This window comes from Pantoea sp. Fr-CA_6 (assembly GCF_024520895.1).
In the GTDB taxonomy this organism is placed as follows: Bacteria; Pseudomonadota; Gammaproteobacteria; order Enterobacterales; family Enterobacteriaceae; genus Pantoea; species Pantoea agglomerans.
Genome location: NZ_JALNPO010000002.1, coordinates 304,001 through 330,017, shown reverse-complemented (window position 1 = coordinate 330,017; position 26,017 = coordinate 304,001). Strand labels below are relative to the sequence as shown.

Sequence of the window (26,017 nt, the reverse complement as noted above, 5' to 3'; positions counted from 1 at the left end):
CAGCGCCACCCGACCTCTAAAGTGAAATCTTCTCATTCTGTATGGAGCGCGACTCTGCATGACCCTTTCCCCTGCCCTGCTTGAAGATGCCCTGCGCTGGCGCCGTGAGTTTCATCGCCACCCCGAATTAGGTTACCAGGAACAGCAAACCAGCCAGTTTATCGCTGATGAGTTAGAGCGGGCGGGATTGCAGGTGTTTCGTGGTCTGGCGGGCACCGGCGTGATCGGCACGCTGGAAAACGGTCCCGGCCCGGTTATCGGGCTGCGTGCGGATATGGATGCGCTGCCGATTACGGAAAAAGGCGACACTGAATGGCGCTCCGCCACCCCTGGCGTGATGCACGCCTGCGGGCACGACGGTCACAGCGCCATTCTGCTGGCCGCCGCCCGACAGCTGGCCGCCATACGCCAGTTCAGCGGCACGGTACATTTCATTTTTCAGCCTGCCGAAGAGAACCTGGGCGGTGCGCGCAAAATGGTGGAAGAGGGACTGTTCCAGCGCTTCCCGATGGATGCGATCTATGCGATGCACAACTGGCCGGGCCTGCCGCTGGGGTCACTGGCGGTTAACCCTGGCGCCATGATGGCGTCGCTGGATTCGTTTGAGATTACCCTGCACGGCAAAAGCTGCCACGCGGCGATGCCGGAAAGCGGTGCCGATCCAATGGTGGTAGCGGCTGAGCTGATTCTGGCGCTGCAGACGATTCCGTCACGTCGGCTCTCGCCGCTCGCCTCGGCGGTGGTTAGCGTGACGCAGATCCACGGTGGCGAAGCGATCAACGTGATCCCGGAACAGATTGTGCTGCGCGGCACGGTGCGCTGCCTGCAGACCAGCGTGCGCGAAAAAGTACGCGGACTGATTGATGAATTTGTCGCTACCCTGCCACGTCCGTTTGGCGTCAGCGGTGAGATTGAGTGGTTACCGGGCTATCCGGTGACCGCCAACCATGCGGTCCCGGCTGAGCAGGTACGCGAGGTGGCGCTGGCGACGCTGGGGGCCGAACAGGTTCAGTGGCAGGTTAATCCGTCGATGGCGTCTGAAGATTTTGCCTGCATGATGGAGGCCTGTCCGGGTGCTTACTTCTGGCTGGGCGCGGATGGCGACACGCCTTCCGCCCCGCTGCACAACGCCCGCTATGACTTCAACGACGCGCTGCTGCCAATTGGCATTACTTTCTGGCAGAACCTGGTTGAACAGGCGCTGCCAGCAGCCTGAGTCAGTAACCGGCGGCGAGGATCTGCTGCTCTGCCGCCGCCAGCGAGTCGCACTGGCCGCTGGCGCGCAGGCAGCAGGCGAGCTGCAGTCGCATTGATGCGGGCACCGGCCGCTGCTGATTCAGCACCTGCTCAATCCAGCGCGCGGTTACCTCTGCCGTCTTATCGGCCGGCAGTTCAACGGCCACTTCGGGCTGACGCTCAACCCACACTTCCGCTTCTGCGCCTGCGCCCTGAATCATGCTGATCGCCGGGCAGCGCTGTGGATTGGCATAGACTTCCCCTTCGGTGCCATTGAGCAGTATCGCAGGCGCATCGATGTCACTGAAGAATTTCGCCACACGCGGCACATACTCCGGATGCGACACGCTCGACAGCCGCAGCGCCGCACGTTCGGCAAACGGGGTCGCCAGTTTTGCCAGCGTATGCGCGCTGTTACGCACGCCCATTCGCCAGCGCAGCGACAGCTGTTTCGCCATTGGCGGGCAGAGATGATCGATGGTGATAAAGGCGAGTTCGCCCTGATCGAGTTTTGCCTGCGCCGCCTCTGCGGTGGTGACGGGGGTAATACCTAGCGCGGCAAACACCGCTTCACTGGTGATGCGCGTCGCGTCGTCGCTGACGCCATGCACCAGCACCGGGAAGCCGAGTTTCACCAGCAGCAGCGCCAGCAACGGCGTGAGATTGCCCTGCCGACGCGCACCGTTGTAGCTGGGGATCACAATCGGCATCGGGCGGTTTTCCGGCGCCTGCAGTTGCATCATCTGCGCCTGCATCGCCTGATAAAAGCCGCGCATTTCCGCTTCGCCTTCGCCTTTAATACGCAGCGCAATCAGAATGCCGCCCAGCTCCAGGTCCGGCACCTCGCCCGCCAGCATCGCGCCATAGAGCGCCACGGCAGTATCAAAGTCGATATCGCGGGCATGATTTTTACCGCGACCAATCTCTTTAATGATTTTATTCAGTTCCATCACTCGCTTCCGGTTAAGTGCGCGGCTCAGCGCCGCGTGGGACGTCGTTTACGCACCGTATTTTTTGGCACCACGGTGGCCGGTATCGCTGCCGGCTCTGGCGTTTCCGGCTGCTCAATCGGGAAGATCGGCAGCGCCGCTAACAGCCGGCTGCCGTAGGATTTGCTCAGCAGACGGCGGTCGTAAATGACGATTTCGCCATAACATTGATGGCTGCGAATCAGGCGTCCGACCTGTTGAATCAGGGTAAAAGAGGCGCTGGGTAAGCTCTGCACCTCAAACGGATAGCGTTTAAGGCTTTTCAGCCACTCGCCTTCGGTCAAAATTACCGGACTGTCTACCGGGGGAAAAGCGATTTTATGGATATGCACCTGACTCAGCAGATCGCCTTTAAGATCCAGCCCTTCGGCAAACGACTGCAGGCCAATCAGGATGCTGGTTTCCCCTTTGGCGACGCGCTGACGATGCAGATCGACCAGGCGGCTGCGCGGCTGATCGCCCTGAACCAGCATTGAGAGGCGCAGGTCGGGCAGACAGGCGACAAACTGCTGCATCGCCCGGTTGCTGGCAAACAGCACCAGCACACCTTTATGCTTTTTCTCCGCCATCTGCTGCCGGAAGAAACCGGCCATCTCCGCGATATGCTCCGCTTCGTGCGTCATCAGCGGCTCATAGCGCATCTGCGGGATCACCAGCTTGCCCTGCTCCACGTGGTTAAACGGGGAGTCCAGCGCCACAAAGCGGTCGCCCGCCTTCTCGCTGAGTCCCGACATCTCCTGCAGGCGGTTGAAACTGTTAAGCGATCGCAGCGTGGCGGAGGTCACAACCACGTGCGGAATTTTACGCCACAGCATCTTCTCCAGCTGGTCGCTGACGCGGATGCCAGCGCAGTGAAACAGCAGGTGCGCCTGACCTTCGCGCAGCTCGCGGGTGATCCACTTCGACACCGGCGCGCCAGAGGCTTTTTCCATCGCCGCCAGCCGCCACAGTTTGCTGACCGATTCGAACCAGCCAAACTGGCGATTGAGCTGCAGCAGATTGCGATGCAGTCGCACCACATCCACCTTGCCGGTCTGCTCGCTCAGCGCATTAATCAAACCTTCACTCAGGCCGCGCAGCGCATCGCTGAGCTTAAACAGCCGGGCGCAGAGATCCAGCAGCTCCTGCGGCAACGCCCCCAGCACAAAGCGGAATTCGCCCGGCTGGTTATGCGGTGGCAGCAGCGGATTCAGCGCCTGAGCGGTAATCGTCAGCAGTTCACGCAGCTCATCGCAGTGCGCTTTCAGCCGCTCCGGGTTAGCCAGCGGCGGCGGCGATTTTGGCCGCATCTGCGTCATAATGCTCTCTACCAGCTTGATAAAGAGGTCGAGCTGCAGGCTGCTCCAGCCCGGCGTGATGTCGGCGCTCATCTCCAGCGCATCGCGGGCCACTTCCGGCAGGTGATGCCCTTCATCCAGCACCAGCATCAGGTTTTTTGCCGGTGGCAGCACCGACTCATTCTCCATTGCTGCCATGACCAGCGCATGGTTCGCCACCACTACATCGACCTGCTCGATTTCACGCCGCGCCACAAAGAACGGGCATTCACGATACCAGCGACAGTGTGCGCCAAGGCAGCTCGCTTTGTCGGTGGAAAGCCGCTGCCACAGGCTGTCGCTGACGTTCTCGTCGCTGTGATCGCGCAGGCCGTCCCACTGATAGCGATCCAGCGATTTCTGCAACCGGCCACACTGCGTCTGCTCCTCTTTAGTGCTGCTGACGGCGTCATCGTCCAGATAAAGCAGCAGATCGCCCTGCTCATCGTCATCGGCCGCCATCGCCGCCAGATTACGCGGACAGACATAGCGCCCGCGGCCAAAGGCGGCAGTAAAGGTGAGATCGGGAATGATTTTTTTCAGCAGCGGCAGATCTTTGGTGAAGATTTGATCCTGCAGCGCCACGTTGGCGGTGCTGATCACCAGCCGCTTCTCCTGGGCGCGGCTGGTCGCGATGCCCGGGATCAGATAAGAGAGGGTTTTGCCCACGCCGGTTGGCGCTTCAACCGCCAGATGGCGCGAATCGTCGCCCGCCAGGCACTTCGCCACTTCGGCGATCATCTGGCGCTGCGGCGCACGTGGGATGAAGTCAGGCACCTGCTCCTGAAGCGCTTTATACCATTGCGCTATCTGGCTTTTTACTGCGGCTGTCAGGGCCATGATTTGCGTTACCACACCGAAAATATGGCCTGTATTTTTACACAGTATCCTGTTGGCGTCAGCTTTCGCGCCGAATTTTTCGTGCGACGTCGTAAATTTCAGCAGTTGCCCGTTTCAGGGTCGTGCGGGCAGCCCGTCAACCCAGGCCGGTCCGGCACGAAGAAAGGCCAGCCGCATGAGCTAGCGGCTGGCTACGCCAGCACTTTGTACATATAGGTGGTGGCATCCAGCACGCCCGCGGTGGATTCGGCATAAAACGGGATCGACCCCGCCGCCTGCCAGCCCAGCGAGCGATAGAGATCGCTGGCGACATCGCCGCTGCGCGTATCCAGCACCAGCAGCGTTTTGCCCTGCGCACGGGCCTGCTGCTCAGCGCGCTGCATCAGCTCACGCGCGATGCCCTGACGGCGCGCCTGCGGATGCACCAGCAATTTGCTGATCTCCGCCCGGTGGCGGCCATTAGGCATCGCGCTGCCACTGAGAATGACCGTGCCCACGATGCGACCGTGCTGCCGCGCAACGAATAGTTCGCTGTCGCCGTCTGCCAGACCGGCAATCCGCTGCTGCCAGAATCGCGTCATCACCTCTTCGTCTTCAGCATCAATAAAGCCGACGCTGGCGCCGTCTGCCACACAGCCCTGCAGCACCGCTGTGAGTTCATCCAATTGCGGTTGCGCTTCGTCGGCGCGAAGTATTCTGTAATCGATCATGGTTTCGCCACCACCAGTAAATAGCGCGCGCCGTCAGTCAGGTGCGCCTCAAAAGCCGATTTCCCGACCAGATGAAAACGTAAGCAATCACCGGGCTTCAGCGCCCACTGCTGCGCCCCCATCGTGACGGTGAGGCCGCCTTCGCGTAGCCAGATATGCTGCTCCAGCCCCTGAATGGGTGGCGCATCGTAATCTATACGTGCACCGGGCCGTAATTTGCCCTCAATCAGTTCGCATCGGAAATGAAGCGCAGGGGGTGAGACATTCCGGCGAATAAATCCGCTGGATTCATCCTGCCACACGGGCTGCTGGTCATCTCTGATCAGCAAACTGGACTCCTCCTCCACTTCACTGAGCAGGCGCGACATCGTTAATCCGTAGGCAACACATAGACGGTTAAGCAGCGCAGCAGTAGGGCTGGTCTCGCTTCGCTCAATGCGCGATAATGACGCACGACTGATGCCCGTTGCGACAGCAAGTTCATCCAGCGACCAGCCGCGTTGCAGGCGTAATTCTGCCAGCCTCACCGCCAGTCGTTGCTCTGTATTCAGCTCTGACATGGTGATTTCTCATATTTGGGAATAATTCTCTTATATGAGATATAACGGAGAAACGGCGTATCAGTCAAGTTGTACATCGAGAAATGTATTGTACAACTTAGTCGGCTTCGTTATGGTAATTGCACTCAGACCAATCGAAAGAGGAATTTATGACCTTATACAGTATCGGTGACGTCGCCGAGCGCTGTGGCATAAACCCAGTCACCCTGCGCGCCTGGCAGCGTCGTTATGGCTTACTGAAGCCGCAACGTACCGAAGGCGGACATCGTCAGTTTGACGAAGAAGATGTTCATCGCATCGAAGAGATTATGCGCTGGATTGAAAGCGGCGTGCCGGTCGGTAAAGTTAAGGCACTGCTGGAAGGTGGCGATGTTGATGCCCATGACGGCTGGACCACACTCCAGGATGAGCTGATCAGCGTCCTGCGTCACGTCAGACCCGCTAAACTTCGTAATAAAATTGCCGCGATTGGTCGCGAACATCCGATTGATGCGCTGATCGATCATGTTTTTATGCCGGTGCGCCAGAAGCTGAGTCTGGATCAGAACACCGCCCGCACCATGTGCAGTCTGCTGGATGGTTTGCTGATCGATTATGTCGCGTTCTGCCTGACCGGCAGCCGCAAAAAATCGGGTAAAGATGCGCTGATTATTGGCTGGGGTATCGACGATCGTACCCGAATCTGGCTGGAAGGCTGGCGTCTGTCGCAGCATGGCTGGCGGATTGATGTGCTGGCAGAACCGCTGGATTTACCGCGTCCTGAACTCTTTCCCGGCATGAATATGTTTGTCTTTACCGGTAAAAAACTGACCCGCCGCCAGCAGGAACAGCTGTCACACTGGCAGGAACAGGGCTATGCCGTGCGGTTGCACGATCCCGCCTGATAACAAAAACGCACGCCGGGCACTTTGCCTGCTGCCTTGCGCGCGCTATTATCCCCGCCTCACTGTTAACGAGCTCAGGTTTTACCCATGAACTGTAAAAAAGCTTTCTTCGCTACGCTGTTTTTTATTATGGCGGCAGGCGGCACCGGCGGACTGATGCTGGTGGGATACTCTCTCATCGTTCACTCACGCTAAGCCAGCGCTGCAGGCGTTCAAACAGGCGATCGCTGACTATCGCCAGCAGCGCCACCAGTAATGCCCCCTGAATGACATAGGCTGTATTAAAGCCGCTTAAGCCGATAATCACCGGCGATCCCAGACTTTTCGCGCCGACCGTCGAGGCGATGGCAGCGGTGCCGATGTTGATGATCACCGAGGTGCGTATCCCGGCGATGATGACCGGCGCAGCCAGCGCCAGCTCAATCTGCCACAGTCGCTGCCAGCTACTCATGCCGACCCCGATGGCGATCTCCCGACTGCTGGCCGGTACGCTATCAATACCCGCCAGCGTCCCCTGTAAAATCGGCAGCAATCCGTAGAGCAGCAGCGCCACGACTGCGGGCCAGGCGCCAAATCCCATCATCGGCACCGCAATCGCCAGCACTGCCACCGGCGGAATCGTCTGCCCTGCCGCCACAATGGTTTCCATCAGCGGCCGGAAGGCCCGGCCCGCCCGCCGCGTCACCAGCACACCACTGCCAATGCCAATCACGATCGCCAGCAGGCTGGCGGTGATCACCAGAAACAGATGCGCCAGCGTCAGCTGCCAGAAGCTCTCCTGCTGATAGAGTGGCCGCGCCAGTTCGGGAAACCAGCGGTGAAACAGCGGCCCGCTGTAAGGCATCAGGGTCAGCAGCGCGCCGTAGAACAGCACCAGCCACAGCAGCGGATCCCTTAGCCTGCGCATGTTAAATCCTCGCGCAGTTGCAGCAGATCGCCAAAGTGGAGCACGCCCAGCGGCCGCTGCTGATCGTCAATGACCGGCAGTTTATCGGTACGCCGGGCGATAAACTGCGACAGGGCATCGCGCAGCGTCAGTGCCGCAGCTATCGGTTCGCCCGGCAGCCACTCGCCGCGCCGCACGGCATTACCGACCTGCTCCAGCGACAGCAGCCGTACTCCCATTTCGCTGCGACCAAAGAAATCGCGCACAAAATCATTTTTCGGCTGGGTCAGCAGCTCGGCTGGCCTGCCCTGCTGAACAATCTCGCCGTTATCCATCAGCACAATACGGTCTGCCAGCGTCAGCGCTTCGTCGATGTCATGCGTCACCAGCACGATGGTGCGGCCCGACAGTTGATGAATGCGCAACATCTCCTGTTGCAGCACCCCACGCGTCACCGGGTCGAGTGCACCAAACGGCTCATCCATCAGTAACACTTCCGGATCCGCCGCCAGCGCCCGCGCCACGCCGATGCGCTGCTGCTGCCCACCCGAGAGCTGATGCGGATAGCGGTCCAGCAGCTGCGCATCGAGATTCAGCAGCGCCAGCAGCGCCGTGATACGTTCATTGACCTGTGCCCGGGGCCAGCCCAGTAGCACTGGCACCGTGGCGATATTCTTCCGCACCGTCCAGTGCGGAAACAGACCAATCGACTGAATGGCGTAGCCCATGCGCCGCCGCAGCGTGCGGGCATCGAGCTGGCGAATCGACTCTCCGGCAAAGCGGATTTCACCACTGTCAAACTCCACCAGCCGGTTGATCATCTTCAGGGTGGTCGATTTGCCCGAACCGGAGGTGCCAAGCAGCACGCAAAATTCCCCTTTCGCCACCTGTAACGACAGATCTTTCACCGCCGCTTTACCGTTAAACGCGCGGGAAACGCCGTCAAACTCAATCATCTTTTCTCTCCAGCAGTGAGATCAGCAGGCGGAACAGCGCATCGATGACCACCGCCAGCACAATCACTGGGATCACCCCCAGCAACACCAAATCAAGCGCACTGCTTAGCAGTCCCTGGAAAATAATCGCGCCAAAGCCGCCCGCGCCAATCAGCGCCGCAACCACCGCCATGCCCAGCGTCTGCACCACCACTACCCGCAGGCCCGCCAGCCAGACCGGCAGCGCCAGCGGCACATCCACCGCAATAAACTGCTGCCAGCCACTCATGCCGACGCCACGTGCACTCTCACGCACCTCGTGCGGCACCTGTTGCAGCCCCACCACCACGCTGCGCACCAGCGGCAGCAGGGCGTAAAGCACCAGCGCGATCAGCGCCGGAGCCATCCCAATGCCGCTGATGCCCCAGTCGCCGAGCCACGGAAACTGCTGAGCCAGTCCGGCCAGCGGCGCAATCAGCAGACCAAACAGCGCCACCGAGGGCACAGTCTGAATCACATTCAGCACGCCGAACACACCGCCCTGCCACCCAGGCCGCCGGAACAGCGTGACGCCCAGCGGCAGCGCAATCATCAGCGCAGGCACCACCGTTCCCGCCAGTAGGGTGAGATGACGGCTCAGCGCGGCATCAAACACCGCGTGGCGGTTGGCATACTCTTTCAGCAGGGAGAGATCGCTGAGCTGGCCACTGAACAGCAGCAGCAGCGGCAACAGCCAGACCTGCAGATTGAGCAGCAGCTGTGCCAGCCGATGGCGGGTCAGTTGCCGCACCTGATCGGTGATCAGCAGCAGGATCAGCGCGCCGCTGCACCACAATCCGCTGGCAAAGCTGGTGCGCGCCAGACGGCTGCCCTGCTGGCTGAGTAAAGTGGCCTGATGACCGCTGAGCCAGATGATCGCCGCCAGCATCAGTTCTGCCGCCAGCAGCGCCAGCATCAGCGTGATGCGGGTCGGATGCCGCCACAGCAGCAGCCACAGCGTCAACAGCGGCAGCAGCAACAGCCCGAAGCGGCTAATCTGCCAGCCCATCAGCGGTTCACCCGCCACCAGACGGTTTGGGGCGAAGTTCAGAAACGGCAATGCCACCAGCGCCAGAGTCAGCAGCGTCAGCAGCAGCAGTGCCACCGGCTGCTCAACCGGACGGCTTATCGCTTCCCGCGATATCTGCATCGCTTACAGCAGCTTTTTCTGCTGCAGCCATTCGGTCGCTACGCTGCTGGCATCCTGACCATCGACCGCGATTTTGGCGTTGAGCTGTTGCAGCGTCTTCTCGTCAAGCGCGCTGAACACCGGCTTCAGCCACTCTGCAATCTCTGGATAGGCTTTGAGTACCGATTCACGGATCACCGGCGTCGGCGCATAAATCGGCTGAACCCCTTTAGGATCGCTGAGCGTCTGCAGACCTAATGCCGCCACCGGACCGTCGGTGCCGTACGCCATCGCCGCGTTTACGCCGGAAGTCTGCTGTGCCGCTGCGCTGATGGTGACAGCGGTATCGCCGCCAGCCAGCGACAGCAGCTGGTCCTGCTTGAGGTCAAAGCCATAGGCTTTTTCAAAGGCGGGTAAGGCATCGCTGCGTTCAATAAATTCTGCTGAGGCCGCCAGTTTGAAAGTGCCGCCTTTTTTCAGCCAGGCGCTGAGATCCGCCAGAGAGTTGAGCTGATTTTTTTCAGCCAGATCTTTTCGCACAGCGATGGTCCAGGTGTTATTGGCCGGAGCGGGTGTCAGCCAGACCAGATGGTTTTTCTCTGCATCCAGCTTCTTCACTTTCTCGTAGCCTTCGGCGGCATTTTTCCAGGCGCTGTCTTTCTCATCATTGAAGAAAAATGCACCGTTGCCGGTATATTCCGGATAGATATCAAGTTCGCCCGCCGTGATGGCACCGCGCACCACCTGCGTGGTGCCGAGCTGAATTTTATTGACGGTTTTTACCCCGTGCTTTTCCAGCACCTGAAGAATCACATTGCCCAGCAGCGATCCTTCGGTATCAATTTTTGAGCCGACCCGCACCGGGTCTGCCGCCTGTGCTATCCCCATGCTGAGCAGCAAAGCGCTGACGCCCATCCAACCCCGAATTCTGACCATGGCTTTTTCCTTATCGCAGTGTGTTGTTTTTACGTTTTGTTCGTGCGTGATGATTCACAAGGCGTTGTGCGCCTGCGCGTTCAGGCTGCCCTCCTGCCACTCTGCGGGAGGCTGGCAAGGCGTGCAGCGGAAATTATCTGCCTTAAAAGCGTAGCCTGGCGCAGCGGCGATGCAGCTGACTTTATCGCAAATTGATAACGATTTGAGATTATAAATTCATCTCATATAACCGAAATGAATTTACGTCTGGGCGTCTAAACGGCTATTCTCGGAAATCTGTTTTTATAATAAAAGACGCACAACATCATGTCCGACCTGACCTCTTCCGCCCATGTGGCAACAGCAGGGAGTTCGCCCGGTGGCGAAACACAGTGGATCCGCAGCGCAGCTGACGTCTCCCGATTAGTGAACAGTGGCGACAGCGCCCGTAATAATGCCCGCATTGTGGTGGCGATTGCGCTGGGGGGCGTCTTCCTTGACGCCTACGACCTGGGTGCGCTGGCCTTTGGCATCAAAGACATCACGCGCGAATTCAATCTCACCCCGACCGGCACCGGCATGGTCGCCTCGGCAATCACCTTCGGGGCCATTATCGGCGCACTGATCGGCGGCTATCTCACGGATAAAATTGGCCGTTATCGGGTGTTTATGGCCGATATGTTCTTTTTCGTGGTGGCGGCTATCGCCTGTGCGTTTGCCCCCAATGAGTACGTGCTGGCCGGCGCGCGTTTTGTGATGGGTCTGGGAGTCGGAATCGATCTGCCGGTGGCGATGGCGTTTCTGGCGGAGTTTTCCAGACTACGTGGCAAGGGAAATAAAGCGGCCAGCGTGGCGATGTGGTGCCCAACCTGGTATGCGGCGATCAGCATCTCTTATCTGCTGGTGCTCTTGCTCTATGCCGTGTTACCCGAAAGCCACACCGACTGGCTCTGGCGACTGATCCTTGGTTTTGGTGCCGTTCCGGCGATTATCATCATCGCCATCCGTAGCCGTTACATGAGCGAATCCCCGGTTTGGGCGGCGAATCAGGGCGACCTGAAAGGTGCCGCGGCGATTTTACGCAGTGCGTGGAGTATTAATGCCCAGGTGGCACCCGACGCCGCGCTGACGCCTGCCATGCCGGTGCGCAAGGCGAGCTGGCGTAACTATGGTGCGTTGTTACAGGGCGTTTATCGCCGCCGTACATTGCTGGCGACCATCACTTCCATTGCCTCATCTTTTGCTTATAACGCGGTGGCGTTTGGCTTGCCGGTGATCATCTCCAGCTTCTTTGCCCAGTCAATGCTTACCACCATTCTGGTGTCGCTGGCGCTGAATCTGCTGTTCGCCTTTGTCGGCGGGATACTGGCGGTGCGGCTGGTGCCGCGCCTCGGGGCGTGGAAGATGTCGGTGGCGGGTTATGCCTGTCAGTGCGTGGCGCTGCTCGGGCTGGCGCTGATTGGTCGTCCGGAAGGCGGTCAGGAAGCCGCGCTGGCAATCGGCATGCTGGCGCTGTTCCTGTTTGGACAGGGATTCGGGCCGGGTTCGCATACCATGACTTTTGCGTCGCTGAGCTACCCGACGTCGCTGCGTGGCGTGGGTGTCGGCTTTAACCAGACGCTGATGCGCGGCAGCTCTAAGTTTCGCTGTTTCTGTTTCCGGTGCTGGTCGCGGCGCTGGGCACCGGCGTATTCTGGGTGATCTTCCTTGCACCACTGGCGGGCCTGCTGGCGCTGCTGGCGATCCGCTGGGAACCGTCGGGTTATGATGTGGATGCGGAAGATTTCGAGCTGCAGCGATAATCAATGGTCAGGGTGTGGATAGCGCGCAGGCTCAGGGAGCAAACGGGCTCATAACCCTGGCGCATTGTTTACCCCGGCCCGACTTCTCCGGCCAGCATTGAAACCGCACCTTAGTGCGGTTTTTTTATGCGGTGACTTCCGGGAAAGGAAACTGCTCCAGATAGTCCGGGATGCGCGGGAAGGTGTGCAAAAACCACGGTGTGAACTGCTGTGGCTGCTGCTGCATCTGCTGCTCAATGAGCGCCATCGGGCGATAATCCCAGGCATCCGCTTCCTGCGGATTCAGCTGCGGCAGGCTGTCGCAGACGGCAAAGAAGACGTGACCATACTCATGTTCAGTCAGGCCATTGCTCAGTTTCAGGTTGTAGCTCAGCTCAAACACCGGCGTCAGCGTCACCACCATCCCCATCTCTTCACGCAGGCGACGCTCGGCGGCGTCGCGGGTTGATTCATGGGGATAAGGATGACCACAGCAGGTATTACTCCACAAGCCACCACAATGATATTTATCGCTGGCACGCCGTTGTAGCAACAGCTCCTGCCGGGAATTGAAGACGTAGACCGTCACCGCGCGGTGCAGTAATCCTTTTTCATGCACTTCCAGCTTTTCCATCTTGCCGGTGGGACGATCGAGGTGGTCAACGAGGATAACTTCAATAGCAGACATGGCGTTTCCTTGAGATTATTCCCAACTATTCTGGCACAGAATTATCGGTTTGGGCGGATCATCGAGGATTTTTTACCCGGGTCAGGCGGAGATAAGCGGATGAAGCAGAGAGAAAATCAGGCCAGCAGGGCTGGCCTGGAGAGGGATTACAGTCGGAAGCTCTGAACCACCCGCTCAAGCTGGGTGCTTTGCGATTCCATCGCCTGCGCGGCAGCAGAAACCTGCTCCACCAGCACGGCGTTCTGCTGTGTGGTGCCATCCAGTTGGGTAATCGCAACGTTAACCTGTTCGATGCCCAGGCTCTGTTCGCGGCTGGCTGACATGATTTCGCTCATCAGCGTTGTCACACTGCTCACGCCCTTCATCAGCTCATCCATGGTCTGACCCGCCTGCTCGACCAGCGCGCTGCCGGTATCGATGTTCGCCACCGACTCTTCGATTAACTTTTTAATCTCACGCGCCGAGTTGGCTGAACGCTGTGCCAGGTTACGCACTTCCGATGCCACCACCGCAAAACCGCGACCCTGTTCACCGGCCCGTGCGGCTTCTACTGCGGCGTTCAGCGCCAGGATATTGGTCTGGAATGCGATGCTGTCGATCACGCTGATGATATCGACCACTTTACGGGATGAGTGATGAATCTCGCCCATGGTGGTCACCACCTGACGGACCACTTCGGTGCCACGTGCGGCCACCTGCGAGGCATCACCCGCCAGCTGGTTAGCGTGGGTAGCGTTGTCAGCGTTCTGACGCACGGTGCCGGTCAGCTGCTCCATCGACGCGGCCGTTTCTACAATCGAGCTGGCCTGATCTTCGGTACGGGAAGAGAGATTAGCGTTGCCGCTGGCAATTTCCCGCGACGCGGCAGTGATCGCCAGCGCGCTGTCGCCCACCTGCTGGAGCAGTCCATGCAGATAGCTGATGAACTGGTTAAAGCTCTGCGCGACGGCGTTGAACTCCGGGCTGTTGCTGGCTGGCAGACGCTGAGTCAGATCCGCACCACCGGTCGACAGCGCTTCAATGTTGCTGTTCAGCACGTTAAGACGTTTCATCATGGCGCGGACAAAGCCCAGCGACACCAGCAGCAGGATCACCGCCAGAGGGATCTGCACCAGACCCAGGCGGGTCAGCATGTTGTGCGACTGCGCTTTAAGCAGGCTGGTTGGCAGGCTGCTGGCGAGATACCACGGGCTGCCTGGAATGGCCTGCACGAACAGCGTCTGCTCGCCTTCACTGCTGTCATAGGTGGTTTCCAGCGGCTGATTGCCAACACCGTTAAGCAGCGTTTTCAGCGGTGCTGCCATCGGCATCTGCACGTCAGCCAGGTTTTCGAGCTTCGGTGCGGCATTCACCAGTGCGCCATTGCCCACGACTTTACCGTCGGCTTCAACGATCAGGACGTTGCCCTGAATGGTTTCACCCATCTGCTTCGCCAGCTGGTTAAAGAACCCCAGCGTCACGTCGATGGTGGCGACACCCCAGGCCGTGCCGTTTTTGTAGATAGCCATAGCACAGTTGGTGCGCGGCTGCGGGCTGGCGGCATCCTGATAGGCTTTTGCCCAGGCACACTGGCCTTTTGGAGCGGCCATGCCATCTTTGTACCAGGGTTGCTCCCAGTATTTGTCAGCCGCGTCGGAGTTCCAGTAGGTGTTCACCTGCAGTTCATTGCTGGCATTACGGGCAAAGAAGCTGCTGTCCTTCTCTTTGGCCGGGTCACGACGATTTGGTAGTGGCCAGATCCCGCCACCAAACACATTGCTGTCCTGATACTGGTTAACCAGCGTCGGTAACAGGGTGTCGATAGTGGCGCTGTCCATGACGGATGCGGCTTCGGTAATGGCGCGCTGCTGGGCCTGAACGCGGTTCATCTGTTCAACGATACCGGAAGCCAGCGAATCTACCTGATAGCGAACCAGACGGCTTTCGCTATCGACCAGCTGTGGCGCGACAAACTGATTAATAACCCAGACTGTAACGAGTAAAAGCGCAACAAAGAACGCGATCATTGTTGCGGTGAAGCGGGATTGTGTTGTTTTAAACATCTTCGTTCCCCTGAACCTGGTGCGGCGCGATTGCCTGATCGGGTTTAACGGCGCGGCAAGCGGGAACTTGAGATGAGCAGGATCACATATTTGAGAAATGTTTGATTTTTGTAAAAATTTAATTTCACATAGAAACTATCACATCCCCGGCGGGCGCCGGGGAATGGGCGAACAGGCGCATTATTGCTGGCCTACTCTTCTGAACTGACGACCTGCTGGCGCGGGCGGAAGATGTGATTATTGCCATCCGCCGTTAACAATTCACGTAACTTCTGACCACCATGTTCATCCGCCTGCGCGAACTGCCGTTCCGTTTCAGTAATCGGCGTAGTCCAGAGCAGAGTCGGGCGATCGCCGTCGCGTTTTGGCAGCGAGAACTGCGCCTGTTCGGTTGCCAGCTCATTGGCGAGCAGGAAGCTTTCAAAGCCGACGGGGGCCACTTCCGACGCCAGCGTATGGCCCTCGCCCAGCCAGGTCAGCCGCGCCCACGGCAGATGCACGAACTCCGCCAGCGCGCTGGCCATCTGCACCGCGTTGCCTTCGGTCATGACTTCACCGTCAACCGCCATGCCGAGTTCAATGCGGCGATACTGCGGTGCCAGTTCATCAAACAGATAATCGACCTGCGGCATCGGCCGGATGCTCATGCCGATGGTCAGGAAATACCAGACGCCCTGATGCCAGTGCTGGGAGATCGCCATCGGCGGCCAGCTGCCCTGATCGATAGCGTAATATTTCACTGACTCGCCAAAGCGCGCCTGATAGCAGGCCATCAGATCGTTCTGCACCTTATCCCACTCGCTGCCGTCGTGCCATTCGCGCCAGAACTGACGCTGATGCTCCGCACGGGCGTAGTAGTCATTGGTTGATGCCGAACCCAACGGTGCCGTCAGCCGGTTCTTTTTGATGCAGCCTGCAGAGAAGCTCACCTGCTTCTCCTGATAGAGGCTCCAGCCGGGGATCACCGCCAGCAGCTGGCCGTAGTACCACAGCGCCGCGCCATCATCGCTCGGCTCCCACAGCACCTGCAGACCCGCCGGATCCAGCGCGGGTTCCGCTTCCAGATTACGGCAATACTCGGCGCTGAGCAGCGGCGCTATGCCCTGCTCCATCGCCTCGCGATCTTCCTGCGCCGGTGCCGGCAGCAGGTTTCGTAGCCAGCAGCCGCGCACCGCATACTGGCTGCGGAACAGGTCGGTTGGCCAGATGTAAAAATAGGCAGTGCGCTCATCCTGTTCGACAATGGCGGTCAGGGTGCGCTGCTGATTGTGGACTTCAGCAATCAGGGATTTGTACGTCATAGTGCCTCGACAAAGCCTGGAGGAATCCATTTTCCCCGAGAATAGAGCAGGATCCTGGCTGCGGCTATCTGAGACAAGGGTATTAGTCTCAAAGTGTGGGAGTTTGAGGGGATTTGGGAGTAGAAGTGCTCAAAAATGCGATTGAATATGGACCCCCCCTTTATTTGATTTCCGCTATGGTAAGCGTGAAGTTGTGAAGAAAATCCATTTTAATCTTATTTTTTTGAACTTTAAAACGTCATAACACTTGAAGGCAATGTAATACTTTACCCCTATATTTTAAACAAGCCCTAAGCATTAGTAATTTTAATTAACAACAAAATCTTCATACATATTATAACAAATTGTCGAGTTTTTGTATGACAAGAACACTGATTATATGATATTCTTACGACTAAAATTCGCATTCAACCCATTTTTTATCCTTACTAAAATCAATTTATTTCATAGCTTCTTTGCGCTTCTTTATTATATAATAAATTTAAATCGCAGAATAATTATAAATTCATCAGCAGAAAAACTTACAATGACACATTTAAATCCCGAATGTGAAATTATAAACTATCTTCTACTTTCATTGTCTGCCACGATAAGCCTATGCAACTGAAAATTTATTTCATTATAATCCAAGAAATGACCACTTGCATAGAAAGATGCTAGCATACTTATTAACTCAACTATTTTTGGAAGATAAAAAGCACGTGAGTAAAATAAAAAAATAAAATATGCAAGATTAGCTTCAGCTGATTTACCATTCGATAAATTTATAATTATATCGCATACTACATTAAAAAGGTATTCTTCATGGCCGACATATGAAGCATTATATGTGCGGCCACCTTTTGGAATTTTCTTTTCAAGCATCCCTTTAAATATAATTGGACTTATTAGATCAAATACATAATCAAAAACTGCCTCGTGTGAATTTAGTTTTACACCATATTTGTGCAGAAAACGAGTTAATACATACACATCCAGATCATTATTAGAAAGATAAAAAAGGTCATTATAATTTAAATTGACTGGGAGCCCCCACGTAATATGAGCTCTGACAAGTCTAGCTTTCTGAATCGAATTACACTGCTGAGAAAGTGCGTTTAACATTGAGTTAAAATTCACCACATCAACTTTCAAGCTCGAAACAAGTTGGCTAACATAATTATCTAGGCAAGCCCAAGGAATCTTATTAGCTATTGCTATTTGCAATGTTGAATAGATTGTATTGTCAACAATATCGCGTAACTTAACAATCTCATCTGGCATATCGAAAACTATTAAAGGTATCGTTATACAGTGATTCAAAAAATCATGAATTTCACGTATGTAATCAAATTGCTCTGATTTTATGTCTTCTGAAGTAAGCCGCTTGAGCCCCCTCTCAGTTACTGCAAGCGACATAAAATTGTTCTTAAGGCTTTCTGACAACCACTTTTTAAGAGTCAAATTAGTCGCCGATGAAATGTATATTTTATACCCAGAACTTACAATTATGGATAGTAACCCTAATTGTCCAAAGTAATGAATAGTGTAACCATCCAGAATAATTTCTTTTTGATCTACTAAACCGTTGTTATATAGAGTGATAAGACTGCACAATTTGTCATAGGTTAATAAGTTATGCATCGCCTTTGCAGGATTTTCAGGAAAAGCATGATGCCCCTTCATGAATAGAGGCAATTCAGGATTAAGCAAAAAGTGATCTAGTTCACTTATATTAGTACTGTACTTACCAATTACTCTAGTAAGATATGGTATTAGGTCATCTTGTTTTTCAGGAAGGGTAAACAGACGGAAAGAATCCGACCCATCATTACTGTTATTTCTTATATTTAATGCGAGTTGATAAACGGCTAGATATGGAGTTATTTCTTCTTGGAGAGTGATTTGATTACTACCAGATATAGTTCTCTTTTCTCCAACGGACATCGAACACAGTGCCTTTCCCAATGGAGTGGAAGCATCAACAAATTGAGCGTGCTTTGAGGCGTGATTATTGACTACAATTTTTTTAAATGTATCAAAACCATCGGTAAAAACAACTCCTTTAACACAAAGGTCTGAGGGGTAGGTTATGTTTAGCTCGTCCTTGTTATAATTGCGTTTATCTATAGTCTGCATATGAACGTCGATTAACAATCTTGAACCTTTTACAGGTTCTTGAATAAACCAATCTATAAGAATTTTGTCAGATAGCTGAGTATCTACGTTAACGGCAATCTCTACTATAAGCTGTCTCTTATTTTCACTATAAGTGGACAAAACTTTAGGAGGAATTTTATAAACCATATTTTTTATAATTTTTAAATCGGTTTTATTCAATCTATGTGAAAGCAGGAAAAGATACCAATTGTGAGGAGAGGTGTCATTCAATTCAATCAGCTTTGACGCACATTCTACTGCCCTGTGGAACAACAAATAACTGATACACGCCTGAGTTTCTAATGACAGCAAAAATTCGGTTTTATCAGATAGTGGAATTGTGTTTATTCTTTTGAAGAACTCACTGTTTTTTTCGCTGAGATAGAGAGCTTGAAGATATGTTTCATATAGAGGTGATATCCACATACCTTCTAAAATAAATGGTTCGATGAACTTCAGTGCTAAAATTGGCAATTCGGTACATAATAAACTTTCGCTTACCCTAAGTATAAATGCCGGATTAAGCTCGCTTGAATTCTCAAGCTTTTCGTAAATTAACTCTTCAGCTTTTTTTGAAATCCTTAACACTTCAAGATTATCATCGGATTTAACTACCCAAAGATCTAATAATAAATTGGATATTTTAGAAAAGTATTCATTTTCACTTACAACATGACCTCCATCGAGTATCCATTCTTTTATCCTTTGAATGCTAACAATCCCCTTATCTAAAGCGAATAGCAGATCTGAGAATCCATTTAAATCAATTTCTAAACCTTTCAACATTCTAATGTCTTCAGGAACATAATACTCTTCCGTTGCTGCAATAATATAATTTGCAAAATCGGAGTTATGTTCTCTTACATACTCAATATTTTCAACAGCCAGCTTAACTAGCCTTGATTCATTCATATGAGTGGCTGAAATTAAATTAATAAGTGGGATTGAGTATTTTGATGGGTTACTGTGGAATATATTCAGCAACTTACTTACGTAATCGTCAATTTCTTTTATTTCATAGCTCTTATAATGAAAAACATGTTTTTCTAAAACTCTATTACTAAGTAATACTACATCAATATGAAATTTTAAAAACTCTGAGTATGGCGTTTGCATGACAGCATTGAGATAATTACTGACTTGATATGCAATATCTATACTCTCTAACCTCAAAGCACCCCGGATTAATGCAATAAGCTCTCCTTCTGTTCTCCGGGAAAGTTGAGTAGATAAAGAGCTCAGCTCATTTTTGGTGGCAATGCGATGAAAAAAGACTTCGTTATATATAGAATCATCGATGCCAATCTCATTAAATTCATCCCTGGCAGCATTATCATCAATAAAACTTAAAAGCTCTATAAATACAGATCTTGCGAGCTTGATAAGCATATTAGGATAATCTGGATTTTTAATTACGTTTCTTAATCTATGATTATCACTAATTTTATTTGGCTTATCCTGAGCAAGCCTTATTTTTACTTCCAACACATCAAGCAATGCTTTAACAGAAGCATCAATATCATCAATAGTTTTGATAATTAATATTTTCTCGCTTGCTAAATTAATCGATCGAAAATTAATATCTCTCAACACCTCTTCAACAAAAGTGCCTAAGTTACCAGCCTTCAGGCTGGTAATAATGTTAATAATCTTATTATTTACATTGTCACCTGAACCTTCATGATGTTGATTTATCATTTCTGCCATAATTTATCACTTTGTTTCCACCGACATTATCACCTTGCCCATAATGATTTTGACTTATAGTGTTATTTTTTTGTTCATGAAAGATGCTTGATATACATTCATTAACTTCACTATCACTCTCTAACCTTTTTTCAATACCTTTTTCATTCAAATCCTCTAAGTTCATTTTTTTAAGCTTGTCAGCAAGACGTTCAATTGCTGGTTCGTCGAATAACCAGCCTTGCAGTTTTGATTTTAAAAAATTTGATGATATTTCAATACCTTGAGACACAGCTGAAGCTAATATTTTCGCTAGAATGGATGTTGTTAATGAAGTCATGTCCGCTTCTCTGTATTAAAAATCTAAAATAGTATGATAGCTAAGCATTGTAACTTTACGTTAAGTAACATAAAAAAGGTATGAATCAAGCTATCTAAAGTAAACATTGTGGAATAACAAATCTATCCTAGCAATAGAAAATTTTTCACTTGAAAAGCTGAGTTCTACAATACGAACCACACTACCATTTCAGCTTTTTATATCCCCTCACAAGACTCGCACATCCTCACCCCACCCTTCCCATCCGCACCATCGCCCGATACCAGGCTCCGCGCTGAATCGACCACCTTAATCCCACCGCAATCGCATTAATCTTCCGGTCAATGATCGCCTGCTGAAAGCGGCCGATCTCAGTACCGGACATTGCCTGCGCCCAGGCTGGCATCAGCCCGAATCCCGACTTCAGCATGATTTTCATCACCGGTTTTGCCTGCCAGCTGGGTGCGGGGGCATTCATCAGCAATCGCGTCACTTCGGCAGTGCGATGATCAAAGCGCAGCTCTGAACGCATCTGTTGCAGGTAATCCGCGACGTCCACGACGCTTTTCGGTACCTTCTCCGCCCCCAGCGCTTCGGCAATCTGCGCCGCTTCCTGATAGTACTGATCCTGCCCGGCGCGGCTGAGGTGTGGATTTTTGTAGCGCAGATGTGCGGCCAGAAAACGGCTGGTCTCCGCCACATGCACCCAGGTCAGCAGATGCGGATCGCTGGCGGCATAGGGTTTGCCTTCGCTATCAACGCCGCTGACTTTCAGGTGAATGCGTTTCACCCGGTCAATCAGCGTCTGTGCATCCTGCGAATTACCATAGGTGGTCACGGCGATAAACTGACTGGTGCGCCGCAGGCGGCCCATCATATCTTCGCGGAAATTGGAGTGATCCCAGACGCCCGCCAGCGCCGCCGGATGCAGCATCTGCAACAGCAGCGCGCTGATCCCGCCGCACATCATGGAGGTGAAGTCACCGTGAACGCGCCAGATCACGCTGTCCGGGCCAAACAGGCCGGGATCGCCAGGCGGTTGAGAGAGGTCAAATTCATTCATCGACAGGCCGTTAAGGCGGAATACCTGCTGCTGAATGCGGTCACGCAGATTAATCATGGCGGCTCTGATAGTGGATATGACGCGGCGCGCCGTAGCAGGACGCTAACGACGCGCCGCATCACCTTCCCCTGACGTCAGGGGAAAGGCTGACGGTTATAAATAGTTGAACTGCCCATCCTCGGTACGAACGGAATCGAGTCCAATCATCACGTTGAATTTGCCGGGCTCTGCAACATGCTGCATCTGCTGGTTCCAGAACTTCAGCGCATCCACGTCAATTTTAAAGGTCACGGTTTGCGACTCGCCTGCTTTCAGCATGATGCGCTTAAAGCCACGCAGCTCCTGCACCGGACGGCTGATGGACGCGACCGGATCGTTGAGGTACATCTGCACCACCGTCGCGCCATCGCGTTTACCGCTGTTGGTCACCGTTACGCTGGCTTCGATGCTGCCGTTACGCGGCATGGTCGGTGAGGACATTTTTACCGGCGACACGGTGAAAGTGGTATAGCTCAGGCCGTAACCAAACGGATAGAGCGGGCCATTAGCCGCGTCGTAGTAGTGCGACGTGTATTTGTTCGGCTTAGCAAAGTTGTAAGGACGACCGGTTGGCAGATGGTTGTAATAGATAGGAATCTGACCCACTGAACGCGGGAAGGAAACCGGCAATTTGCCCGACGGGTTGTAGTCGCCGAACAGCACATCGGCGATGGCGTTGCCGCCTTCGGTGCCGCTGAACCAGGTTTCCAGCATCGCATCGGCCATCCGATCTTCATTCACCACTGACAGCGGGCGTCCGTTCATCAGCACAATCACCAGCGGCTTACCGGTGGCTTTCAGTGCTGCTAACAGCTTCTGCTGGCTCGGCGGGATCACCAGGTCGCTGCGGCTGGAGGCTTCGTGCGCCATACCCTGCGCTTCGCCCACGGCGGCAACTACCACATCGGCCTGCTTCGCTTTGGCGACCGCGTCATCAATCAACTGCTGCGGTGAACGCGTATCCACGGAAACCGCCTGCTCATAGAGGTTCAGGAAGTCCTGAATCCCTTTGTTGTCGGTGACGTTAGCGCCCTTCTCATAGAGCAGCGTAGCCTTGCCTTCGGTGGCATTGCGCATGCCCTGCAGCAGCGAAACGGATTGCTTCGCCACGCCAGCGGCGGACCAGCTGCCCATAATGTCGCGCTGGCTGTCTGCCAGCGGACCAATCAGGGCAATGGTGCCCGATTTTTTCAGCGGCAGCGTTTCCAGGCGGTTTTTCAGCAACACGATGCTCTTACGCGCGACGTCGCGCGCTTCAGCCCGGTGCAGACGGCTTTCCGCATTGGTATCCTGCGGATCGCTCTCTTTCGGACCTAAATGGCTGTAGGGATCGTTAAACAGGCCCATGTCATATTTGACGTTGAGCACATGGCGCGCCGCATCATCAATCTCCGCCATGGTGACGGCGCCGCTCTTCACCAGAGCGGGCAGATACTTGCTGTAATATTCGTCGCTCATGCTCATATCGACGCCCGACTTCAGGGCGATGCGCACCGCTTCCTGCGGATCGCTGGCGACGCCATGCTTGATCAGCTCTTTGATTGCGCCATGGTCGCTGATGGTGATGCCTTTGAACTTCCACTTATCGCGCAGCAGATCTTTCAGCAACCAGCTGTCCGCCGTGGCGGGTACGCCATTGATCGAGTTCAGCGCCACCATCACGCCGCCGCTGCCTGCATCCAGTGAGGCTTTATAGGGCGGCAGATAGTCCTGGAACATGCGCTGCGGGCTCATGTCCACGGTGTTGTAATCGCGTCCGCCTTCCACTGCGCCATAAAGTGCGAAGTGCTTCACGCTGGTCATCACGCTGTAGCGATCGGCAGCACTTTTGCCCTGCATCGACTGCACCATGCTGCGACCCATTTCGCTGGTGAGATACGTATCCTCACCGAAACCTTCGGAGCCACGGCCCCAGCGCGGTTCACGGCTGACATCCACCATCGGCGCCCAGGTCATGTTCAGGCCATCGTCGGCCGCTTCATAGGCAGAGACGCGCCCCACCTCTTTCACCGCATCCAGATCCCAGCTCGACGCCAGCGCCAAAGGAATCGGGAAAATGGTGCGCTGACCATGAATAACGTCGTAGGCGAAAAACAGCGGGATCTTCAGGCGGCTGAGCTGCATCGCCTGATCCTGCATCGCGCGGATATCCTGACGGGTTACGGTATTAAAAATCGCGCCAACCTGACTCTTCTGAATCATGTCGCGAATCACTTCTTTCGGATTATCAGGTCCGACGCTGATTAAACGCAGCTGGCCGATCTTCTCGTCCAGCGTCATTTTTTTAAGCAGTTGGTTGACGAAGGCATCCCGCGCCTGTTCGGTCATCGGGTGGTTACCTGGCACTGTCTCAGCCAATGCCGGTTGCATCGCGAGGGAGACAGCGAGACTAACAGAGTAAATCCATTTCATCAGGTTGGGTTCTCTTAAGTAACTGCGCAATATCGAATTAACAGGCGGCAGTGTGCCACAAGATGAGAATAGCAGGTAGCTGCCGCTGTCACACTGCGTTGAGGTGAGTTGACGTGCTACAGTTAGGACGCACTGATAAGACAAGGGAATTGCTCATGATACAAACCTCTGCCCTGCTTTCTGACCTGCGCCGCCTGGTCGGCCCCACCCATCTGCTGACTGAACCTGAACAGACCGCGCGCTATCGCAAGGGCTTTCGCTCCGGCGAAGGCGAGGCGCTGGCGGTGGCGTTTCCCGGTACGCTGCTGGAGCTCTGGCGGGTACTGCAAACGCTGGTGAATGCCGATGTCATTATCCTGATGCAGGCGGCGAATACCGGCCTGACCGAAGGCTCGACGCCGCATGGCGACGATTACGATCGTCCGCTGGTGATTGTCAGCACCCTGCGGCTGGATAAGCTTCAGCTGATCGACGAAGGCCAGCAGGTGCTGGCGTTCCCCGGCAGCACACTCTACCAGCTGGAAAAAGCGCTAAAGCCGCTGGGGCGTGAACCCCACTCGGTGATTGGCTCCTCCTGTATTGGTGCCTCGGTGCTGGGCGGCATCTGTAATAACTCAGGCGGATCGCTGATCAAACGCGGACCGGCCTACAGTGAAATGGCGCTGTTTGCCCAGATTGATGCGCAGGGAAAACTGAAGCTGGTGAACCATCTCGGTATCGATCTTGGGACGTCGCCGGAAGAGATTCTGGGGCGGCTGGATGATGACCGCTGGCAGCCCAAAGATGTGCAGCACGATGGCCGTCACGCCTCCGATCATGAATATGCCGACCGGGTTCGTGAAGTGGATGCGGATACGCCCGCCCGCTATAACGCCGATGCGCGTCGCCTGTTTGAAGCCTCCGGTTGTGCCGGGAAGCTGGCGGTCTTCGCGGTGCGACTCGATACCTTCGCCAGCGAACCGCAGCAGCAGGTGTTTTACATCGGCACCAACGAACCCGGCGTTCTCAGCGATATCCGCCGTCACATGCTGGCGCATTTCACCCATCTGCCGGTGGCGGGCGAATATATGCACCGCGACATCTATGACATTGCGGAAGTCTACGGCAAAGATACCTTCCTGATGATCGACAAGCTGGGCACCGACAAGATGCCGCTGTTTTTCACGCTGAAGGGGCGGGTTGATGCCTGGCTGAGCAAACTCTCCTTCGTTAAACCGCACTTCAGCGATCGCCTGTTGCAGCGCCTGAGTAAACTGTTCCCGGCGCATCTGCCGAAACGCATGAAGCAGTATCGCGACAAATATGAACACCATCTGATGCTGAAGATGTCTGGCGACGGCGTGGCGGAAGCGCGTAACTATCTGCGCGACTACTTCCGTGAAGGCGGTGGCGAATTCTTCGAGTGTGAAGGCAAAGAAGGTGCGCACGCCTTTCTGCATCGCTTCGCAGCGGCGGGTGCGGCGGTGCGCTACCACGCGGTGCATTCTGATGAGGTCGAAGATATTCTGGCGCTGGATATCGCCCTGCGTCGTAACGACGCGGACTGGTTCGAAACCCTGCCCGATGAGATCCGTGCCTCGCTGAGCCATCGTCTCTACTATGGTCACTTCTTCTGTCATGTGTTTCATCAGGATTACATCGTCAGAAAAGGTGTCGATGTGCATGCGCTCAAAGCGCAGATGCTGGAGATTCTTCAGGCGCGGGGCGCGGAATATCCCGCTGAACATAACGTCGGACATCTTTATCAGGCCAAACCGCAGCTGGCGGCGTTCTATCGCCAGCTCGATCCCACCAACAGCTTCAATCCTGGGATTGGCAAAACCAGTAAGCAAAAGGGATGGGCGGTTAAGCAGGTTTAATCGCCTTATGGATTAGCCTGCTTATCTGAGCAGGCTGATTGTCAAACAACCGGGAGGCCCGTTCGCACCACCAGCTTCCCATTGCAACAGTCCTGCCAATAGCTAACATCTTCATCAAAATATTAATCTCCCCTCCCATATTGCACCTGCTTTATTTTATCTCATCGGGTTCTGCGCAATAGTTCACAAATCACCACGCTGCTAATTGATAATTCGCGTCGCGAAAAATAGAGTACCGCCACAATAATA

At 54.4% G+C, this 26,017-nt stretch carries 18 protein-coding genes and 1 pseudogene; 4 read left to right on the top strand and 15 right to left on the bottom strand.

Annotation, left to right across the window (positions count from 1 at the left end; translation table 11 throughout):
- Window positions 1-58: 58 nt before the first annotated feature.
- Window positions 59-1,216: a M20 aminoacylase family protein gene (locus NR201_RS04665; protein ID WP_256849418.1), complete on the top strand. Its 1,158-nt coding sequence runs from the start codon at window positions 59-61 to the stop codon at window positions 1,214-1,216.
- A gap of 1 nt (window position 1,217) precedes the next feature.
- Here the strand turns inward: NR201_RS04665 and ybiB are convergent, their stop codons facing one another.
- The 4 genes from ybiB to NR201_RS04645 form a co-directional block, all read right to left on the bottom strand.
- Window positions 1,218-2,186, bottom strand: coding sequence for a DNA-binding protein YbiB (ybiB, locus tag NR201_RS04660; RefSeq protein ID WP_033766772.1), 969 nt, complete (start codon window positions 2,184-2,186; stop codon window positions 1,218-1,220).
- A gap of 26 nt (window positions 2,187-2,212) precedes the next feature.
- Entirely contained in the window at window positions 2,213-4,381 is a 2,169-nt protein-coding gene (gene dinG / locus NR201_RS04655) for an ATP-dependent DNA helicase DinG (RefSeq protein WP_256849417.1), read from the bottom strand.
- Window positions 4,382-4,572: 191 nt separating this feature from the next.
- Window positions 4,573-5,091 carry a GNAT family N-acetyltransferase gene (locus NR201_RS04650; protein WP_256849416.1) on the bottom strand — a complete coding sequence of 173 codons (519 nt, stop codon included), beginning with the start codon at window positions 5,089-5,091 and terminating at the stop codon, window positions 4,573-4,575.
- A complete protein-coding gene (locus NR201_RS04645; RefSeq protein ID WP_158131896.1) occupies window positions 5,088-5,651 on the bottom strand; it encodes a helix-turn-helix domain-containing protein in 564 nt (187 codons plus the stop codon). Before NR201_RS04645 ends, NR201_RS04650 begins: the two co-directional genes overlap by 4 nt.
- A 149-nt stretch (window positions 5,652-5,800) precedes the next feature.
- On the opposite strand from NR201_RS04645, the gene NR201_RS04640 reads away from it, so the two are divergent.
- Window positions 5,801-6,535, top strand: coding sequence for a MerR family transcriptional regulator (locus tag NR201_RS04640; RefSeq protein WP_010254274.1), 735 nt, complete (start codon window positions 5,801-5,803; stop codon window positions 6,533-6,535).
- 175 nt (window positions 6,536-6,710) lie between these two features.
- Here the strand turns inward: NR201_RS04640 and NR201_RS04635 are convergent, their stop codons facing one another.
- From NR201_RS04635 to NR201_RS04620, 4 genes are read right to left on the bottom strand one after another with little or no spacing between them, the layout of a single operon-like run.
- Window positions 6,711-7,442 (bottom strand): ABC transporter permease, encoded by a 732-nt coding sequence (locus NR201_RS04635; protein WP_256849415.1) that lies wholly within the window; start codon window positions 7,440-7,442, stop codon window positions 6,711-6,713.
- On the bottom strand, window positions 7,430-8,377 hold the full coding sequence (locus NR201_RS04630; RefSeq protein WP_132498871.1) for an ABC transporter ATP-binding protein: 948 nt from the start codon (window positions 8,375-8,377) through the stop codon (window positions 7,430-7,432). Before NR201_RS04630 ends, NR201_RS04635 begins: the two co-directional genes overlap by 13 nt.
- Window positions 8,370-9,545 carry an ABC transporter permease gene (locus NR201_RS04625; protein ID WP_256849414.1) on the bottom strand — a complete coding sequence of 392 codons (1,176 nt, stop codon included), beginning with the start codon at window positions 9,543-9,545 and terminating at the stop codon, window positions 8,370-8,372. Before NR201_RS04625 ends, NR201_RS04630 begins: the two co-directional genes overlap by 8 nt.
- 3 nt (window positions 9,546-9,548) lie before the next feature.
- On the bottom strand, window positions 9,549-10,460 hold the full coding sequence (locus NR201_RS04620; RefSeq protein ID WP_132498875.1) for an ABC transporter substrate-binding protein: 912 nt from the start codon (window positions 10,458-10,460) through the stop codon (window positions 9,549-9,551).
- Between the two features lie 306 nt (window positions 10,461-10,766).
- Between NR201_RS04620 and NR201_RS04615 the strand changes: the two are divergent.
- Window positions 10,767-12,241: pseudogene (locus NR201_RS04615) on the top strand (MFS transporter).
- A 124-nt stretch (window positions 12,242-12,365) separates the two neighbouring features.
- On the opposite strand, the gene idi reads toward NR201_RS04615, so the two are convergent.
- The 7 genes from idi to bglX form a co-directional block, all read right to left on the bottom strand.
- Window positions 12,366-12,908, bottom strand: a complete 543-nt coding sequence (gene idi, locus NR201_RS04610) for an isopentenyl-diphosphate Delta-isomerase (protein ID WP_050679469.1) — start codon at window positions 12,906-12,908, stop codon at window positions 12,366-12,368.
- A gap of 146 nt (window positions 12,909-13,054) precedes the next feature.
- A complete protein-coding gene (locus NR201_RS04605) occupies window positions 13,055-14,950 on the bottom strand; it encodes a methyl-accepting chemotaxis protein (RefSeq protein WP_256849413.1) in 1,896 nt (631 codons plus the stop codon).
- A gap of 191 nt (window positions 14,951-15,141) precedes the next feature.
- Window positions 15,142-16,251, bottom strand: a complete 1,110-nt coding sequence (locus tag NR201_RS04600) for a suppressor of fused domain protein (RefSeq protein WP_033766757.1) — start codon at window positions 16,249-16,251, stop codon at window positions 15,142-15,144.
- 561 nt (window positions 16,252-16,812) lie between these two features.
- On the bottom strand, window positions 16,813-20,097 hold the full coding sequence (locus tag NR201_RS04595; RefSeq protein WP_256849412.1) for a hypothetical protein: 3,285 nt from the start codon (window positions 20,095-20,097) through the stop codon (window positions 16,813-16,815).
- Entirely contained in the window at window positions 20,069-20,416 is a 348-nt protein-coding gene (locus NR201_RS04590) for a hypothetical protein (protein WP_256849411.1), read from the bottom strand. Before NR201_RS04590 ends, NR201_RS04595 begins: the two co-directional genes overlap by 29 nt.
- Before the next feature lie 226 nt (window positions 20,417-20,642).
- The gene (locus NR201_RS04585) at window positions 20,643-21,515 is read right to left on the bottom strand and encodes an oxygenase MpaB family protein (protein ID WP_010260319.1); all 873 of its coding nucleotides are present in this window, start codon (window positions 21,513-21,515) and stop codon (window positions 20,643-20,645) included.
- 96 nt (window positions 21,516-21,611) lie between these two features.
- The gene (bglX, locus tag NR201_RS04580) at window positions 21,612-23,909 is read right to left on the bottom strand and encodes a beta-glucosidase BglX (protein ID WP_033779533.1); all 2,298 of its coding nucleotides are present in this window, start codon (window positions 23,907-23,909) and stop codon (window positions 21,612-21,614) included.
- Between the two features lie 155 nt (window positions 23,910-24,064).
- Here bglX and dld point away from each other — a divergent pair, with 155 nt between their 5' ends.
- Window positions 24,065-25,768: a D-lactate dehydrogenase gene (gene dld, locus NR201_RS04575; RefSeq protein ID WP_010260312.1), complete on the top strand. Its 1,704-nt coding sequence runs from the start codon at window positions 24,065-24,067 to the stop codon at window positions 25,766-25,768.
- Window positions 25,769-26,017: the final 249 nt, after the last annotated feature.